We start from the raw sequence: 18,628 nt of genomic DNA, 5'->3' as shown, positions 1-18,628 counted from the left end.
TCCACCCTCCGCCTGATTATGACCCTGGCCAGATAACGTTCAAACTGCTTGTGTTTACTGGTTTTAAGCCTAATCCGGTACTCCAAATTGTTACAATTAAGTCTATTCAACTTCCCCGGGCAAGTCAACGGTAAATGCATGGTCGAGGGCCAGCGAAAGGGAACGAAAAAGCCTGTACGGTTCTGCGCTTAGAAAGGAAAGGGAATGGAACGCATTAGCGAAATCGATTTCGATTTAATTGACGGATATTTCGAAACCTGAGGAGGATTACAGAGGATGAAAAAGAATATTTCGGCGGCACTTGCTGCCGTTGTATTAGCGACAGGCCTGCTGTCGCCAATGGGAGGCGGGGCCTTGTCAGCCGCAGCTGCCCCGCCGGAAGCTACAGTACAGCAGCCAGCCGCAGCTAATAAATTGAAAGCGTTTACTGATTTGGGGGCGGATCACTGGGCAGCCCGCTCGCTGCAGCGCTGGAGTGAGATTGGCGTGATGAGCGGATACGGGGATGGAACCATCCGGCCGAATCAGCAGATTACAAGGGCAGAGTTCGCAGTGATCATAAACCGCCTATTCCATTACAAAAAGGAGGCATCCGCACTGCCTGCCGACGCAGCAGGCAACCGCTGGTTTACAAGTGACATTGCCAAGGCGGTTGCCGCCGGCTATCTGAGTGCGGACGCGGACAACCGGATTCATCCTTCTGCAAGGCTGACCCGGGGTGAGGCTGCTCTTGCGCTGCAGAAAGTTTTCCGGCTGGAAGCAGGCAAGCAGCCTGTGGCGTATACGGACCTGCCGGCAGCCGGCAGCGAGCTGACGGAAGCCGTAACGGCGCTTACTGCTGCAGGCTATCTTCAGGGCTATCCCGGCGGGTTATTCAAGCCGGAGGGAGCCATTACCCGGGCTGAGCTGGCCCGGATCGCAGACCTGATGATAGCAGGGCTGGTTACTTCACCGGGAGAGGCTGCTTTGGGAAAGGTGAAGGGGAACGTTGTGCTCAGCAGCGCGGATATTCTTTTGCAGAACACTGAAATTGAAGGCAATCTCTACCTCACTGAGGGCATTGCTGAAGGGAATGCCACACTGGACCGAGTGACTGTAAAGGGAATGACCTCCATCCGCGGCGGCGGGGCACATTCCGTAAGCCTGCAGAACAGCAGCCTTGAAAAAGTGGAAGTAGCAAAACCTGCCGGCAGCATCCGTCTGTATGCCACCGGCAGCACAGCAACAGGAACCGTGCAGTTGGTCTCCGGAGCAGTGCTGGAGGAAGGAGCACTCACCGGAGAGGGCTTCACGGATGTCGAGATCGGCTCAAAGGTCAAAGAGGCCAGCCTGAAGGGGGATTTCAATACAGTCAGCACGGCAGATAGCACAACGGGCAGCCTGACGCTCGGGCTCTCGGGCAAGCTGGCTAAGCTTAACTGGAGTACGCCGGGCCGGATTATACTGGCAGACAATGCCCGGATAGCGGAGCTGCTGCTCTCCGTTAACGCTTCAGGGACAGTCATTCAGGGAAGCGGCAGCTTCGGTAAGGTGACCAATAATGCCGATGGCGTTACTAGCGGCGGAGTTGCTGTCGCCAAAGGCAGCAGCAGCGAACTGAAGGCTGCGGCGGCCACCCCGGCGCCGGTAAACGGCGGCTCCTCCATTGCTCCCCCGGCACCGACGGCCACCCCAACCCCGGCTGCAGATTTGTGGACGATGGTCTGGAGTGATGAGTTCAACGACGGTGTCATTGATCCCGGGAAGTGGACCTATGATCTGGGCGACGGTACTGCAGTCGGTAATCCCGGCTGGGGAAACAACGAGCTGGAATGGTACACAAACGATGAGAAGAATGTAAAAGAAGCAGACGGAAATCTGGTCATTACTGCACATAAGGAGTCTGTTAACGGCAAGGATTATACCTCCTCGCGGATCAAGACCAAGGGGCTGTTCAGCAAGAAATACGGCAAATTCGAGATCCGGGCGAAAGCCCCGACCGGCAAAGGCATGTGGCCGGCAATCTGGATGCTGCCGGAAAACTATGAGTATGGCAACTGGGCCGCTTCCGGTGAGATTGATATTATGGAGGGCTGGGGCAGCCGGCCGGACACCGTTGCCGGTACTATTCATTACGGCGGCTTCTGGCCGGATAATGTATATTCCGGCAAAGAATATGTTTTCCCGGATAACGGAACCATCGCCGACTATCATACCTATTCCCTTGAATGGGAGCCGGGAGAGCTCCGCTGGTACGTGGACGGCGTATTGTTCCAGACCAAAAATGACTGGTACAGCATCAGCGTCGGCCAGCCGGCGAACAATGCCTATCCGGCTCCGTTTAACCAGGAGTTCCATCTCCTGATGAATCTGGCCGTAGGCGGCAACTTTGACGGCAATCCGACTCCGGATACGGTGTTCCCGCAGTCGATGTCAGTCGATTATGTGCGTGTATATGAGCTGACCGGCCGTGAATACCGCGAGCCGGTGCCGGTTACGATTGCGAAGGAGCCTTACCTGGAAGGCTCGCTTGCCCCGGCAGAAGACGGAAACTTTATTCACAACAGCGGCTTTACTGAGCAGAAGGAAGGGGATGCCGGCATGGGCATTCCGAATACAGCGCATTGGGTATTGTACAAGGAAGCGGGAGCTGCCGCAGAAGCGAGCCTTGAACCGGTCGGCGGTCAAAATTTCCTGAAGGTGGATATCAGCAGCGCCGGCGGAAATGCTTACTCCATCCAGCCGCAGGCTATTGTATCGCTGGCTAAAGGCAGGTTCTACAAGCTCAGCTTTGACGCCAAAACGGACACGGAGCGGAGCATTAATGTCAGACTGACAGGCGGGGAGTCACGCGGGTTTCAGGCGTACTCGCCCGGGCTCAAGGCCGAGCTGACCGGGACAATGACGCATTATGAAACGGTGTTCCAGATGAAGGAGAATTCGGATATTGCAGCACGGGTTGAATTTAACCTGGGTACGAATACATCTCCGGTATGGCTGGGCAATGCACGCCTTACGGAGATTGACAGCATTCCGTTTGAGCATGACAGCGCCAAAACGCCGCTGGGCAGCGGCAACCATCTGTACAACGGCACCTTTGACCTCGGCGGAGTTGACCGTCTGGGCTTCTGGCATACCGCAGCATCCGGCGGGGCGGAAGTAAGCAGCGCCGTGGACGGCAACGGGCATCTGCAGCTGCAGATTACGGGCAGCGGAGCAGCAGGAGCCGATGTTCAGCTGCTGCAGAAAGGCATTTACCTGGTGAACGGCCAGAATTACAAGCTGACCTTTGACGCGAAGGCATCTTCGGCAAGGGCAGCCGTAATCGAGCTGCTGGGCAAAGACGGCACAGTGTATGCATCCAAGGAAGTGCAGCTTGCGGCAGGAGCGCAGGAGATCAGTGCCGAATTCAAGGGACTGGCCGGAGCTACCGACCATGAGGGCCAGTTTATCCTCCGGCTCGGCGGCGCATTAGGCACCGTACAGCTGGATAATTTCGTGCTGCTGCGGACCAGCACCTATTATGATCCGTCACTGGTCTACTATCCGCTGGTGAACGGGGATTTCAACTTCGGCTTTAGCAGCTGGGAGCGCCTGCTGACAGAGCAGGGCGGACAAAGCACGGCTGCGGTAACAGACGGTGCAGCCAAATTCAGCATTACTAATACGGGCAGCCAGAACTACTCAGTCATGCTGTTCCAGAACGGGCTGAAGGCATCCGCCGGAGCGGAATACGTCATTGAGTTTGATGCCAAATCAACGGTTGCCCGTAAGATCGGCGTTAACGTAGAGAATGCGTCATATTCAGCTTCCTTCACGAAGCTCGTTGAGGTGACACCGGAAGGCGGCCATTACAGATACGAGTTCCGCCAGGGCATTAAGGATACACTGTCGCTGAAATTCCTCCTGGGCAAGGTAGATGGTGTCAGTATTCCGGGTGCACATGATGTCATTATTGATAATGTGAAATTTGAAATCAAAGGTGCCCCGGCCAAGCCGCAGGAGCTGCTTGCTGACGGCAGCAATAACCGCACGGGACAGCCGATTGAGCTTCAATTTACAGACAATGAGACCTGGCGCAGCAAAATTCAGGCCGTTAAAGTGAATGAAGCAGCACTTACCCCGGCGCAATACAGTATTGGGCCTGGCGTGATTACGATTAATGCTGCAGCTTTCCCGGCAGAAGGCAGCTATGCCATTACGGTAGAAGCGGAAGGTTATGTCTCTGCGGCGGTCACCCAGGTAATTCTGGCCGGAGGCAGCAATCTGGTGGTGAACGGCTCGTTCGCCAGCGGAACTACCGGCTGGAGCACATGGTCCGGTGAAGGCGGAGCAGCAGTGTTAAGTGCAGTGGACGGTACTGCGAATATAGACATCAGCTCGGCCGGCAGCCAGACCTGGGCTAACCAGTTATACCAGGAAGGCATCCAGCTGCAGGCCGGCAAATCCTATGAGCTCAGCTTCAAGGCCAAATCGACCGTACCCCGGCAGATTATCGTGGAATACAGCGGAACCTCCGCTGCTTCCCAGCAGGCAAAATTCGATGTTACTGCCACCTGGGCGACCTACAGTGCGCAGTTTACCGTCGCTGACAATAGCCCCCTGAAGCTGAATTATCTGATCGGCGCCACTGCGGGCACAGATAAAACAGCCAACAGCACTGCGCATATCCTGTCTCTGGACGATATCTTGATTACCGAAGTGACCAGCAGCACACCGGCTGAGCCTGCAAGCGGCACTCTGGACAACGGAACCTTTGATGCCGCGAAGGGGCTGGCGGGCTGGACGCAGTATTTTGACGGAACCGGCTCTGCCCAGGCTTTGAACGGGGAGCTGGCCGTCAATCTGAACGGAACAGGCAACGCAAGCTTCAGTGCACAGGTAGATTACGCTGATCTGAAGCTGGAGCAGGGTAAAGCCTATAAGCTGACCTTTCAGGCCCGCTCCGATATAGAGCGGCTGATTGAAGTGGCTGTCGAGCATAAAGGCGGGGATTATACAAAGTATCTGCCTGCGGAGAGTGTCGCTTTGACCAGTGAAATGAAGGAATACAGCTATACCTTCATTATGAGCGGCGGAACGGACAGCTTGGTGCATGTGGTGTTCCTGATGGGGCTGATTACGGGCAACAGCCAGGCAACGAACATGAATATCAGCGCCGGCAATCAGATTGTGATTGATAATGTAACGCTCGTTGAAGTGCTGTAGCAGAGAACAGAACAGAGACTGCGTTTAAGCCAATAAAGGAAAAACACTAAAGGCCGCGGCCCCTTGGAGGGACTGCGGCTTTTTTTGGGGTGCAGGGGGATGTAAAAGGGGGCCTGCGTAATTTTTTCGGTGAATGTAAGACATACTTAAATAAGCGATTAGGTTTCCTTAGGAATCAGCTCAAAAATCTTGCCGGTTTCCAGCGACTCAATCAGCTTCAGCAGCCAGCGGTAATACTTGATCGCTTCCATGATCTTTTCATCATCATTGGTCAAAAGCTGCAGTATTTCCGGGTTATCTGCATATTCAGCCTGCATGTCCTTAATTTCAGCCAGCGATTTCGACAGGGCGATCATGTTGCCTTCGACCGCTTTTCTCCATTTGATCGAGAAGTAGTCGCTAAAGTTCTGATGCCAGTCGGGGACGACCTCAAACAGGTCCTTGCGTGTGCCTTTTCCCCAGACCTTATCAATCATCTTCAAATCCAGCAGGGTGCGCACACCGGTACTCATGGATGTCTTGCTCATTCCCATGGTGCGGCTCAAATCATCTAGGGTTACAGGGCCTTCATTAAAGTACATGTAACCATATAAATGTCCGATAGACAGCGTAATTCCGTATAAATCCATGTTTTTGCCGATGGAATCAATTACCCGCTCGCGGGCCTTGCTGATTCTCTTTATCTGCTCGGGCTCAAGCCCTTCTAAATCGTTCATGGTGTCCCTCCTGAGGAATAGGCTGATAAACTGCAAACCTCTCAAATGTATTGTAAACAAATCCGCTTCTATAAGTAAAGAATGCAACAGAAACGGAAAATGGCGAAAAACAGAGTATTCTTTATGTAAAGTACGTAAAGTTAAAACTGTACACTAAATTTTTAGCGTATACGGGCTTTGCGTCTCATTTCACAACTCCGCTACACTTATTGAGGAGCAACTGCCTGAATAACGAAAAGGGGAAAAGGAGGTCACCATGGCAATTATAGAGGTGAAACAACTAACCAAGGTATTCGGTAACGATGCAGGACGCGCCCTTCCATTACTGGAGCAGGGATGGTCCAAAGAGAAGATTGCCCGTGAGGCCAAGCTGACTGTAGGAGTCAATAAGGCTGAATTCAGCATCAGTGAAGGCGAGATTTTTGTCATTATGGGCTTGTCGGGGAGCGGGAAATCGACGCTGGTCCGGCTATTGAACCGTTTGATTGAGCCTACCGGAGGCCAGGTACTATTTAAAGGCAAGGATGTAGTCCAGATGAGCTCAGAGGAGCTGCGGACGTTCCGGCGTAAAAATATCGGGATGGTATTCCAGAAATTTGGCCTGTTTCCGCACCGTTCAGTGCTGGCCAATGCCGAATACGGACTTGAGGTACAGGGTGTAGATAAAAAAGAGCGCACCCGGCGTGCCATGGAGGCACTAGAGCTTGTTGGACTGAAGGGCTGGGAAAATCACCGCCCCGATCAGCTCAGCGGCGGTATGCAGCAGCGTGTGGGCCTGGCCAGAGGCCTCGCCAATGATCCCGATATACTGCTGATGGATGAGGCGTTCAGTGCGCTTGACCCGCTGATCCGCAAGGATATGCAGCAGGAGCTGCTGGAGCTTCAGGCCAGAGTGAAGAAGACAATTGTGTTCATCACCCATGATCTGGACGAGGCGCTGCGTATCGGTGACCGGATAGCCCTGATGAAGGACGGTGTAATCGTACAGATTGGTACACCGGAGGAAATCCTGATTCAGCCGGCCAACAAGTATGTGGAGCGCTTCGTCGAGGACGTGGATTTGTCCAAGGTACTGACTGCGGCGCATGTAATGCGCCAGCCGGAAATGATCCGGCCGGAGCGCGGGCCGCGCGTAGCCCTGCAGCTGATGCGGGACAGCGGCGTGTCTAGCCTGTATGTAGCGAATAATGAAATGAAGCTGCAGGGGGTAGTGACGGCTGACGATGCGGCCAGAGCGCTGAAGGAAAATATAAGCATTCTGGAGGTTATGCAGCGGGAAATTCCCCGTGTACGTCCGGAAACACTGCTGAATGATCTGTTTGAGCTGATGTCAGCGACGCATCTGCCGGTGGCAGTGGTCGATGAGAATGACCGGCTCAAAGGGATTGTCATTAAAGGGGCCGTACTGTCTGCACTTGCCGGCAATGCGGTTCCGGAAGGAGGTACACTTTCATGAACATTCCCAAGCTTCCTATAGGTAAGGGCGTAGAATGGATCGAGGACTGGCTGATGACTTACTTCGGTCCGCTGTTCGACCTGATCCACGCTATTATCGGCGGAATGGTCACCGGGATCGAAGCGGCGTTGACCTTTCTCCCGGCCATCGTGCTGACTATTATTATAGCCGCGCTTGCTTACTGGATCGGCAAATGGCGGATGGCGCTGTTTGCAGTGATCGGGCTGCTGCTGATCGACAACCTGGGCTTGTGGGACCCGTCGATGCAATCGCTGGCGCTGGTGCTGACTGCCTCGCTGCTGGCCGTGCTGATCGGCGTGCCGGTCGGTGTGCTATGCGCCCAGAGCAAGACTGTACAGAACATTGTTACTCCGGTGCTTGATTTCATGCAGACGATGCCGGCGTTTGTCTATCTGCTGCCGGCGGTATCCTTTTTCTCACTGGGCGTAGTGCCAGGGGTTATCGCCTCTATTATATTTGCGATTCCGCCGACGATCCGGCTGACCAATCTGGGTATCCGCCAGGTATCGGAGGAGCTGGTTGAGGCTGCAGATGCCTTCGGCTCCACACCGGGACAGAAGCTGTTCAAGCTGCAGCTGCCGATTGCGATGCCAACCATCATGGCCGGGATTAACCAGACCATTATGCTGTCGCTGTCCATGGTCGTTATCTCGTCGATGATCGGTGCCCAGGGTGTCGGTGCGTATGTCTACCGGGCCGTATCGCAGGCCAAGACGGGTGCAGGCTTCGAAGCGGGGATCGCGATTGTTATTATCGCCATTCTGCTCGACCGTCTTACACAGAAGCTGTTCAAAGCCAAACAACAAAACTAATTAAACCATGGGAGTGTGAGTGATTGATGAAGAAGAAAAGCATAGGATTACTGTTGACTGTTCTGCTGGTGGTGGCTGCCTTAGCCGGATGTTCGTCCGGAGCAGGCGGAAACAAGACGGTGAAGCTGGCTTATGTCGCTTGGGATTCAGAGATTGCAAGCACCTATGTCGTAAAAGAAGTACTGGAATCTAAGCTCGGCATGTCTGTAGAGATGCTGCAGGTCGATGCCGGCCCAATGTGGGCAGGCGTAGCTGACGGCAGTGCCGATGCGATGGTTGCCGCCTGGCTGCCAAGCACGCATGCATCCTACGTAGAGCAATACGGCAGCAAGCTTGAAGATTTAGGCCCGAATCTGGACGGCACGAAAACAGGTCTTGCTGTTCCAACCTACATGGACATTAACTCTATCGAGGATCTGAAGAATGCGGAGCTGGCGGGAACGCTGCAGAACCGGATTGTCGGCATTGAGCCGGGAGCAGGCATTATGATGGCTACCGAGAAGGCAATTGAAGCATACGGCCTGACTGATTACACACTGCTCGAAAGCTCGTCCGCAGCTATGGTTCAGGAGCTGGAAAAGTCTTATCAGAACAATCAGCCTATTGTTGTGACCGGATGGACCCCTCACTGGATGTTTGCCAACATGGACCTGAAATATCTGGAAGATCCGCAGGCTGTATACGGCGGGGCTGAACAGATTCATACTATGGTGCGTACAGGCCTGAACGATGATATGCCTGAGGTATACAGCTTCCTGGACCAGTTCAACTGGACTCCTGAGGAAATGGAGCAGGTAATGGTTGATATTGCCGGCGGCCAGTCTCCGGAGGATGCAGCTAAAAAATGGGTCGGCGAGCATGAGGATCAGGTTAATGCCTGGGTAGCGGGAGTACAGGAATAACAGCTTTAAGCTAATGTGATTTTTGCAGCGGCAAATAATGTGTGTTATGATGAAAAGAACATATGGCTACAGAATTGTCATTATTCAGCCGGTAAATGTTCTTTACATATATCTTCATACGCAATCATTATCTGTAATAAACACCCCGTAAGGGGTGTTTTTCTTGAAATCCAGGCTATTTATTGAATACTTAGCGGAGCTGATGCAGCAGTGCCGGGAAAGGAGACAGCTCCATGACAGAAATGATTAACGGCTGGATTGACTGGCTGCTGCAGAGTATGGGCCTAAGCGGGCCTTATATCTTGCTGGCAACGGTCCCGCTTACGCTGCTGCAGAGCCTGTTCGGATTTTTTCCGCTTGCTATACTGATTGTGCTCCATGTATCCGAATTTGATATCATTGGCGGCATGCTGGTTAGCTGGATGGCCTGCAATCTGGGCTCGGTCCTCATCTATTTCCTGTTCCGCAGATACTTGTACGGCTGGTTTGACCGCAAATGGAGATCCAAGCTCAAGCGTTATGACAAGTGGCAGCGTTACCTGGACCGGTATGGAATCTGGACGCTGGTGCTGCTGCGAACGGTCCCTATTATGCCCAGTAATATTATTAATTTTATGGCTGCTGTTTCCCCGATTAAGGTTTCTGCCTATATCTGGGGTACGGTACTCGGCAATCTGTCCTATATCTGGCTGTTTGGTACGATCGGCTCCTCACTGATTGTTCCGCGCGAGGAATGGAGAGGCTTTCTGGGCTGGTATGCGGTATTTATCGCTGCTCTGCTGGCGGTCTTTGTGCGCCGTCACTGGGGGCATCTCCAGGAGGATAAGCGGAGCAGAATGCAGTAGTCGCCTGACGTAACGGGAAAAAGCCGGTGAAATGAAACAGGCTCATAGTCCAATAATTAGGAACGCTTCTCACAGTGAAGGCACTGGGGGAGCGTTCTTCTTTTTTGTCCTGTGCCTGAATACCCTATAGTAATTGGCAGCGGCTTGGCCGCAGCGATACCGGGAGGGGACAGGGAAGCATGGGCAGAATTCGGAAATGGGGAGGCCGGCGGGCAGCGCTGCCGGGTCTGCGCCGCTTGGGCCGTCTGCGGCTGCCGGGGATCGGCGGGGGCGGCCTGCCGCGGCCTGCCGGGCAGAGTGCGGCCTTTAAGGCAAAGCCCACACGGGCAGGCATGGCACAGCCGGCGGGACGCAGTGCGGGCTTCAAGGCTAAGCCGGCACGGACGGGGCTGGGGTGGCCGTCGGGGCAGAAAACGCGCAGCAGGCAGGGAAGCGTGTACGAGGGGAGTGCTCCATCCGGCTCGTGGATACCAGTCAGTGCCCGGAGCACAGGAGGGTTGTCCGCAGCGCAGGGAAATGCCGGCGGCACCAGGGGCAGAGGAGGGCTGTTTGGCCGGAACAGCGGCAACGGAGGCAGCAGCCCGGCCCGTCCGCGCAGGCGGGGCCGCTTCTGGCTCATTCTGAGCCTGGTTCTGGCCATCGGTGTGCTGCAGGGCCTGCGCTATGTGGAGCAGCATCTGCGTCCGCCGATCATTCATCTGGCCCAGATCCGTGTTAAGCAGATTGCTACCGAATCCATTAACAAGGCCATTACCTCCCAGGTCGCAGACGGCGGAGATGCCGAGGCGCTGATCGACTGGAAAACCGATAAAAACGGCAAAATCTCAGGCTTTATGCTCAATTACAGGGAGCATATGCGGATTACCTCGCAGGCGGCGGAGGTGATCCAGAGCACCCTGCAGGAGCTGCACAACCGGACGGAGCATATACCGCTCGGCCAGGCGCTGAACAGCCCGCTGATTGCTTCCTTCGGGCCTGATGTCCCGATCAAGATTGAGCCCCAGGGGGCAGTCAAGGTGGAGCTGAACACCCGTCAGAAAAATGCGGGGATCAATATGATTCTGGTCGAGGTATACATTCATATTGTTACCGAGGTTGCGGTTGTTGTGCCGTTCGATATGGAGCCGCAGGTGGTAGATACTGAGATTCCGGTATCCTATCTGATGGTGGTCGGCGATGTGCCGATGTATTATTACGACAATCAGGGTAACCCCGTCGGGGACAACGGCAGCAGCGCGCCGGGTATTGCGATTCCGGCTCCCAGCCAGAGCACGGACAAGAACGGAGCAGCAGACAGCGGCGCAGGAGCAGCCGGAAACGTCTCCGGCACGGGGAACGGCACTGATGCCGGAAACAGCGGGAAGGATGCGCCGTCAGGCAGCGGCAACGCCGGCACTCCTTCCTCCGGCGCTGACAATGCCGGAGACGGGAGCAGTGCAGTGAACAGCGGAGGCAATACCGGCGGGGGCGCCGGGGAGTAGCAGGGTGGAGACAGGTTGGGGCACCAGATACCGGACAGCGAACACCAAATGCCGGACTGAGCACTGTACACCGAGTACGGAACATCAAACGCCGAAGAACGAACAACGAAGATTGAACACTAAATACCGAACAGCAAACGCGGGAGAACGAACATTAAACACCGAACAGCAAATGCAGAACGCAGAACGCAGAACGCAGAACGCAGAACGCAGAACGCAGAACGCAGAACGCAGAATGCCGAATGCCGAATGCCGAATGCCGAATGCCGAACGCCGAACGCAGAACGCCGACGCCGAATGCCGAATGCCGAATGCCGAATGCCGACGCCGAATACCGAACATCAAACATCAAACACCGAACACCGAACGCCAATGACTAAAGACCGGACACCCGGCAGCGACCACCCAAGTACGCCAGCCGCAGAACGGCCGCTTATCGCCAGCCGCATGATTGTAACGGACCCTATGGTCCTTATTTTCCAGATTTGGCGGGTTTTAGCGGACTAACGGACTCAGATGCACTTATTTCATTGCTGGCAGACGTTTTACCAGGGGAATTTGACAGATAAGCGCACTGGTGTCCGTTTAGCTTTGAAAAACGGGGCTTCCGTGCTGGATAAGGTCATCTCTGTCCGTTAGGTTCATTACACAGGGCAGGAGCCATCTGCCGAGGTACTTTTTGTGCAAAAGTCGTCCGGAAGCAGAACCGTCTGCAGAAAAAAGGTGGTATGACTGCACCAGTACCCGTACCCGGCACAGGAGTGCTGAAGAAACCAGCGAAAGCAGATGCAGGCAAGCTCCGGCATTCTCTCAAAAAAGAACAGGGATATCATCGTAACCGGCTCATACACTATAGGTAGTAAAGTTTGAATGTGATGGAGTGTGAGCCAGGAATGCCTTATGATGCTGAAGCTAGAGCTGATGCCGTCAGCCCGGAGCGGCTGGCCGGGAGATACAGTTACCTTGAGCGGGAGGGGCTGCTGCCGCTGCCGGCCAAAGACGGTGTTACGATTGTTGTAGAGCTTGCGCACAAGGAGTGGGCAGAGGAATGTCTGAACCGTCTGATGCAGCATTCTGGACCTGCTGTCCGGCTGACGGGTGTGGTGATGGAGGAGGATTTTCCGCTGCAGCCGCTGCTGGAGCTGTTCTCAGCAGAGCAGGAGCTGTCCTTTCTGCCTTATGAGCGCGGCAATTACCGGATTAATGAGGCCTTGGCAGAAGCCCGGACCTCTTTCGTTGTGCTGGTGGAGGACCGGGTGATGGTTACTGAGGGCTGGCTGGGTGAGCTGCTGTGGCCGTCCGTCGATGATCCGGCAACCTTTGCTGCAGCTCCGTGCTCTGCAGCGGAGGAACGGGAAGGCAGGGCGGTGCTGCGTTTTGGCGATGACCTTGAGCTGTCCGCTTACGTTAATCACCAGCTGAGCCGCCGCCGGGGAGAATGGCTGGAGGCGGAGGTGCTGAGCGGACCCTGCCTGGTTATTAGCCGTGAAATTCTGCAGCGGACCGGCGGGCTGGATTCCTCGCTTCTTGAGCGGCGCTATATCCTTGCCGACTGGTGCCTGCGTGCGCGCCAGCAAGGTGCAAAGCTTGCGCTCTGTGCCGCGTCATATGTGCATGTCCTTCAGCAGCTGACTGGTACTGCCGGACTTCCGGAGAGTGAAGCACAGGCTGCATACGCTAAAGCCAGGCGGGCATATTGCGCCAAATGGCAATTACCGGATGAGGATCTGCGCGGGACCGGACTGCCGGTTCCCGGAGATCTGTCCGCATTGGAGCGGCAGCCGGCAATACCGCTGGGCAAAGCAGCCACAGCACTGCCGCTTGTGACGGCAGTGGTGTATTTCGAAGAGAAATGGCCGGCTGAGGCATCGATGCAGCGCCAGCTTTTGCTGATGGGACAGCAGAGCTACAGCAATATCCGCTGGGTCAGCGTGCGGGACAGCTGGAATGATACCTCCCCGGATAGTCCTGTGCATGAACGGGACACGGTGATTACAGTGCAGGGGGAGAAGGCGTGGCTGCATGCCCTGGAGAGCTTCTCGGCAATGTACCAGAGCGAAGTCACCGTCTACCTTTCCGCATCCGCCAGCTATGACAGTGAATATGTGACCCGGATCGTGATGGCTCTGCAGCACAGCTCTGCGGCTTTGATTGTCAGCGCGGCGCCGGGACTTGCAGAATCTGAGCTGCCGGACAATCCGGAGCGGGGCGCAGCGGTGGTGCTGCCGCTTGAGCGTACAGCACACCGTGGAGGCATTATGCCGGGCCGGCTCGTAAAACGGGAGTCCTCCCGCCGCAGTCTGCTGCTCTGTCCGGGTCCTGAGCTGGCGGTAGGTTATATAGCCGGGGCAGCTGCTTCCGGAGCGGCCGGCTGCAATAACGGGGAAGGGGGGACAGGGCTGTGAACTACATTGTTTTTAGCGGAGGCTCGTGGAACGATTACAGCTATAAACGGCTGCTGGACGTTTTGCCGGAGCGGGAGGATGTTATTTTCACAGGGAAAATGAGCCCCCATGAGCAGTCACAAAGCGGGATCCGTTCCCTGTCCCCCGGAGAAATCCACAGGCTTCCGGTAAAAGAATACACTGTGCTGGTATCCTCACCGTTTTGGCTGCAGGATGTGCTATCCCTGTCACCTGCGTTTATCGTAGCTATGCTGGAGCACTGTCCTGACGGGGAGGATGGTAGCCTGTGGGAGAAATACAGCGGAATGCTGGCGGCAAAAGCCGATCTGGTGGCAACAGCCTCGGAAAGGCTATATCTGGAGCAGCTTCTTAGCCGGAGCGGAGTTGTCTATCTCAGCGGGGACAGCCCGTTATCCTACGGGATTATCCGCAGGGGGGAGCGTCTGCTTTTTCTGGCGGATTATGAGGCGGTCTGGAAAAGGGCGCTTGAGGAGCTGTGGCATCCGCAGGATAAGGCGGCTGCAGGGAAGCCGTGGGCCGAAATCCAGCTGGGGCACCGTGCAGAGTATTATCTGTCCATGTGTGAGAAGCTGCCAAAGCAGCCTACGGTGCATTATCTGGCTGCTTCGTATCTGTATTTTCTCGGGGATGAGCGCGCTCTGCAGCTTTTGACCCGCTCCTTTGAGCTGATGCTGCTGCATGACTATACGGATTGCCTGCATTCGCACTACCGTTTTTTTTCGGCAATGGAAGCGAAGCGCGGCAATCTGGAGCTGGCGGTCCGCCAGTATGAGATTACCGCTTTTACGGCAGAGGAACGGGCGGTATCTGCACAGCTGCAGCGCTGGCTGGACAGCGGTCAGCGTGAGCTGGTGCAGGCGGAAATCTACCGGGTCAATGAGGACGGTGCTGCGGCCATAAAACGGTTGGCAGGAGCAGCCAATCCGGAGGCCAAGACGCTGCTGCTGCTTAATTATACGGATACTTATCAATGGGAAAAAGCACTCCGGCTGCAGCAGGAGCTGGAAAGCACGGCCGGTGATCCGGCTTCTGCGGTGCTCCAGGGGGGCGGGGCGGCTGTATCAATCCTCCAGCAGATTCCGGTTATGGAAGGCACGCTGCACCTGCTGAACGGAAAAAGGCATGCGGCAATCCGCAGCTTCCTGCGTGCGGCTGGTCCGGAGCAGGGGGCCCGGTCGCTTTTTGCGGAAATGGCTGATCTGGAGGAGGCAGTCGGACGGTTAAGGGGGAGGATGGCAGATGATGAGGTCTAGACCGCTGCGCAAAGCCTCCGGGAACCGGCTGACCGCAATGATGCAGGTCCGCAATGAGGCCGGGCGTTATCTGGAGCGGGTGCTGGAGGAGCTTAGTGATTTTGTGGATGAAATCGTCATTGTGGATGACGGCAGCACGGACGGAACGGCGCGGTTGTGCCAGTCTTTTGCCAAGGTTACGAAGCTGGTGACCCTCGAAAGTCCGCTGTTTAGCCGGGAATGGGAGCTGCGGCAGACGCTGTGGGAGCTCGCGGTGTCCACCGGACCCGACTGGCTGCTGTCTGTGGATGCTGATGAGTTCTATGAAGAAGCGGCGAAGCGGGAGATGCGCAGGCTGATCGATCAGGATGTCTACGACTGGGTAGCCTTCCGGCTGTATGATTTCTGGGGCGGCACCACCCATTACCGTGAAGATGAGCACTGGAACCTCCACACCAAGCACACCCGTACGCTGGTACGGTATCTGCCGGATTATCATTATTTTACGCCGCAGATGGATCATCATGTGCCCCGGCTTCCGTTGTCCTATGCGGTGCTGCCCGGGTTTTTGGCTGAGCTGCGGGTGAAGCATTACGGCTGGGCGCTGCCGCCGGAGGAGCTGAAGCATAAATATGAGCGGTACATGGACTTTGATCCCGAAGGCCGGTGGGGCAGCCTGGAGCAGTACCGTTCCATTCTGGATGAGCATCCGCGGCTGGTGGAGTGGCAGGAGAAGCTGTTTTGAGATTGTTTCGGGGTTGGGAAGCTGGTGGAGGGTGATGGAAGTGGATTAGAAGCTGGTTGGATGCTGAATAGGCGGTAACTAGATAGTGATTAGATAGTGGATTGAAGCTGATTAAATACTGATTCGAAGATAATAGGAGCTAGTGGAAGCGAATTAGAAGATGAATAGAGGATAATAAAATAAAAAAAGCAATGTCCCTGGTCCTTGTGCGGAGCGGGGTATTGCTGCTGGCCGGGAGGGTCTCCGGGGAGCGCAGCGGGCAAATTGCTGAATAGAGAGACGGGCATGGAATGCGGCTTGAATCACCGCTCTAGCAAGGGGAGGAATGTACTGAATTGGTGAAGTAATCCGTATTGTTCTGCGTAACCGATCCTTATAGCTGATGTAAATCTCTGGGCAAATCTATGTATAGATCTCTGGGCAAATCTCTGGGCAATCTCTGAGTAAATCTCTGAGTAAATCTCTGAGTAAATCTCTGAGTAAATCTCTGCTGAAAAAAATTAGTTGTATTTTGGATACTTAATTTGACCCATAACCGACAATTACAGCATTTAGTTGGAAAAAGGATACTTAAATCGGGTAAAAAGCGCTCTGATGATGATTTTGGTGAAATTAAGTGTGCTTTTTACAACTAATCTTCTATTTCCCTTGTTATACGATGAATTAGGTGACGAAAATCCACTTAATCTTAAGCGGCACCACGAGCGGTGGTGCTCTGCGGCAAGCTGCAGAGCGGCGAAAAGAATCCGCCGCTCAAACCGGCCTGCCGCTGGAGCCTGCGGACTGTGTACTCCGCCAGCCTTCCCCGGCGGCGGAGCGGACCAGCAGCAGCCAGGGGATGCTGCCGGCGGGCATTGGCATTGCTGCTGCTGCACGGTCTGCCAGCAGCAGCCTGTAGTAGGCAAGGCCGATGAGCACGGCCTTGCTGCCCGAGCCGCGCAGCGCTTGTTCGGCTGCGGGCTCAAGCAGGGGCAGCCTGCCGCAGGAGCTGGCTATGGCTGCATACATCAGCCACTCCGCCGGGCCGGCAGGCGTGTTGTACAGGTGCTCCTGCTCTTCGTAGATGGAGCACCATTGCACTTGAACGGCGGCCGGCGCCTGCAGCAGGCCGCACAGCACCGGCTGCGGCAGGTGCGTCCACTGCAGCTGTGGACCGGCGCTGCGGTATAAGCCCAGCAGGCTGCCCCAGGCCCCTGCCTGGAGCAGCAGCTGCGCGGCATACGCGAGGTCGGCGGCGGCGGGCGGTGGCGCGGCGTCAGGAGCAGCGCCAGGAGCGGAGCCTGCCGCGCCGGGCTGTGGCGCGGCTGTGCGGGCTTCCGGCAGCAGCTGCGCAACTGCCGGGAGACCGGGCCGGCAGCCGGCCAGGCTGCCGAGCCAATGCTGTGCCGCAGCCGTATCCCCGCTGCGGCAGGCCCAGGCCCAGAGATAGCCGTGTATAAACGGCTGCCCGGGCCCGGGCTCCGGCAGCAGCCGCTCCAGGCGGGCGGCGACTGCCGGGTGGTCTTCATGCTGCCGGAGCATATCCGGCAGCACCTGGAGCACGCGCCGCACCGGAGCGGGCAGCCGGGCGGTGCCGGTGAGCGCCTGCAGCCAGCCGGCTGCACGGGCGTTCAGCGCCGCCGGCACGAGCAGGCGCAGCGTGGCGGGCGGCAGCGCGGCGCCTGCCTCTGCGGTCAACGCCGTGAGGCGGTCTGCATCGCCAGACAGCAGACAGAGCGGCACGAGCGCTTCCCAGGCGGCAGTCAGGTCCGGCGTGAACCGGACTGCCTGGGTGTAGTGCTCCTTTGCTTGTTCGTACAGATACAGCCTCTCGCTGACCTGTCCGGCCAACAGACTGGTGCGGCTGGTTCCGCTGCCGGAGGATGAGGGGTATCTACGGGAAGTGTCACCGCTTCTGAGTGCTGCCAGCACGTGGCGGTAAGCCTCCTGCAGTTCTCCTGCCTCCAGCAGAAGACGGGCATAGGATTCAAGCAGGTCAGTGAAGTCGGGATACAAAGCCATGCCTCTGGTATAGACGGCTCTGGCGGCTTGGATTCGTCCGGCTGCCTGCAGGGCATAGGCTGTTTTGAGCCAGATGTCGGCTGTGTAACCATAGCCGGCAGGAGTCTCGTCTAGCAGAGGGAGCAGAACATCTGCAGCAGCGCTGTACTGGCCCTGCTGGTAGTATTCGGTGCCCAGCGCATAACGCAGGGAATAACTCTGCGGATCAAGCTGCAAGGCGGCCCGGATGAGGTTCAGGTTACGGGAGGCCTTGTTTTTGAGCAGCAGCTCTTCATCCACATACCCGTAATGAAATATAGGCAGATCCGCATAAGCGACCCGGCCGCCCGGCAGCGCCCAAATACTGCTGGCAGCCTCCTCATGTATTGTCCCGTGAAAAAGAATTCCCGGATCGTTCCTGAACAGCCGGCAGACATTATCTGTGACATATTCACCGCCGGCACTACTACCTACATAGTGAATAAAAGGCAGGAAATAACCCTGAACTGCAGTCGCATTCAACAGCTGCTGCAGGTCTTCCTGCCGCCAGCCGGCAGCGGCTTCATCTGCATCCAGCACCAGAATCCACGGGCAGGAGGCTTGGCGCAGAGTCAGATTGCGGGCTTTGGCAAAGTCATGCTCCCAGGGCACCTCGATAACCCTTGCTCCGAAGCTGCGGGCAATCTCCGCGCTACCGTCAGCAGAGCCGGTATCGGCGATAATGATTTCTGATACAAGCCCCTTCACAGAGGATAAGCACTGCCCGAGATGCCGTGCTTCGTTCTGAATGATCATACAGAGGGAGAGCGGCGGGGTACGCATTCT

Annotated in this window: 11 protein-coding genes; 9 read left to right on the top strand and 2 right to left on the bottom strand. The window is 56.0% G+C overall.

The window, feature by feature from the left end:
* The first annotated feature begins 276 nt into the window (after positions 1 to 276).
* Complete coding sequence (locus R70723_RS32390) at positions 277 to 5,187, top strand: carbohydrate binding domain-containing protein (protein WP_052421480.1); 4,911 nt, start codon at positions 277 to 279, stop codon at positions 5,185 to 5,187.
* A 158-nt stretch (positions 5,188 to 5,345) separates the two neighbouring features.
* Here the strand turns inward: R70723_RS32390 and R70723_RS26430 are convergent, their stop codons facing one another.
* Positions 5,346 to 5,903 carry a GbsR/MarR family transcriptional regulator gene (locus R70723_RS26430; protein ID WP_039876956.1) on the bottom strand — a complete coding sequence of 186 codons (558 nt, stop codon included), beginning with the start codon at positions 5,901 to 5,903 and terminating at the stop codon, positions 5,346 to 5,348.
* A 256-nt stretch (positions 5,904 to 6,159) separates the two neighbouring features.
* Here R70723_RS26430 and R70723_RS26425 point away from each other — a divergent pair, with 256 nt between their 5' ends.
* From R70723_RS26425 to R70723_RS26390, 8 genes are all read left to right on the top strand, one after another.
* Positions 6,160 to 7,359: a quaternary amine ABC transporter ATP-binding protein gene (locus R70723_RS26425; RefSeq protein ID WP_039876954.1), complete on the top strand. Its 1,200-nt coding sequence runs from the start codon at positions 6,160 to 6,162 to the stop codon at positions 7,357 to 7,359.
* Positions 7,356 to 8,192 carry an ABC transporter permease gene (locus R70723_RS26420; RefSeq protein WP_039876953.1) on the top strand — a complete coding sequence of 279 codons (837 nt, stop codon included), beginning with the start codon at positions 7,356 to 7,358 and terminating at the stop codon, positions 8,190 to 8,192. The genes R70723_RS26425 and R70723_RS26420 overlap by 4 nt, the downstream gene beginning before the upstream one ends.
* 26 nt (positions 8,193 to 8,218) lie before the next feature.
* The gene (locus tag R70723_RS26415) at positions 8,219 to 9,094 is read left to right on the top strand and encodes a glycine betaine ABC transporter substrate-binding protein (RefSeq protein ID WP_039876951.1); all 876 of its coding nucleotides are present in this window, start codon (positions 8,219 to 8,221) and stop codon (positions 9,092 to 9,094) included.
* A 233-nt stretch (positions 9,095 to 9,327) separates the two neighbouring features.
* Positions 9,328 to 9,939 carry a TVP38/TMEM64 family protein gene (locus tag R70723_RS26410; protein ID WP_039876949.1) on the top strand — a complete coding sequence of 204 codons (612 nt, stop codon included), beginning with the start codon at positions 9,328 to 9,330 and terminating at the stop codon, positions 9,937 to 9,939.
* A gap of 179 nt (positions 9,940 to 10,118) precedes the next feature.
* Entirely contained in the window at positions 10,119 to 11,420 is a 1,302-nt protein-coding gene (gene yunB / locus R70723_RS26405) for a sporulation protein YunB (protein WP_372238280.1), read from the top strand.
* A gap of 893 nt (positions 11,421 to 12,313) precedes the next feature.
* Entirely contained in the window at positions 12,314 to 13,825 is a 1,512-nt protein-coding gene (locus tag R70723_RS26400; RefSeq protein WP_039876946.1) for a glycosyltransferase family 2 protein, read from the top strand.
* Entirely contained in the window at positions 13,822 to 15,099 is a 1,278-nt protein-coding gene (locus R70723_RS26395; protein ID WP_039876943.1) for a tetratricopeptide repeat protein, read from the top strand. Before R70723_RS26400 ends, R70723_RS26395 begins: the two co-directional genes overlap by 4 nt.
* Complete coding sequence (locus tag R70723_RS26390) at positions 15,086 to 15,823, top strand: glycosyltransferase (RefSeq protein WP_039876941.1); 738 nt, start codon at positions 15,086 to 15,088, stop codon at positions 15,821 to 15,823. Before R70723_RS26395 ends, R70723_RS26390 begins: the two co-directional genes overlap by 14 nt.
* A gap of 753 nt (positions 15,824 to 16,576) precedes the next feature.
* On the opposite strand, the gene R70723_RS32385 is transcribed toward R70723_RS26390, so the two are convergent.
* The gene (locus tag R70723_RS32385) at positions 16,577 to 18,625 is read right to left on the bottom strand and encodes a tetratricopeptide repeat-containing glycosyltransferase family 2 protein (protein WP_052421479.1); all 2,049 of its coding nucleotides are present in this window, start codon (positions 18,623 to 18,625) and stop codon (positions 16,577 to 16,579) included.
* Between the last annotated feature and the right edge of the window lie 3 nt (positions 18,626 to 18,628).

It is taken from the genome of Paenibacillus sp. FSL R7-0273 (genome assembly GCF_000758625.1).
In the GTDB taxonomy this organism is placed as follows: domain Bacteria; phylum Bacillota; class Bacilli; order Paenibacillales; family Paenibacillaceae; genus Paenibacillus_AQ.
The sequence above is the reverse complement of the archived record's forward strand: the minus strand, read 5'-3'. Positions and strand labels throughout refer to the sequence as shown.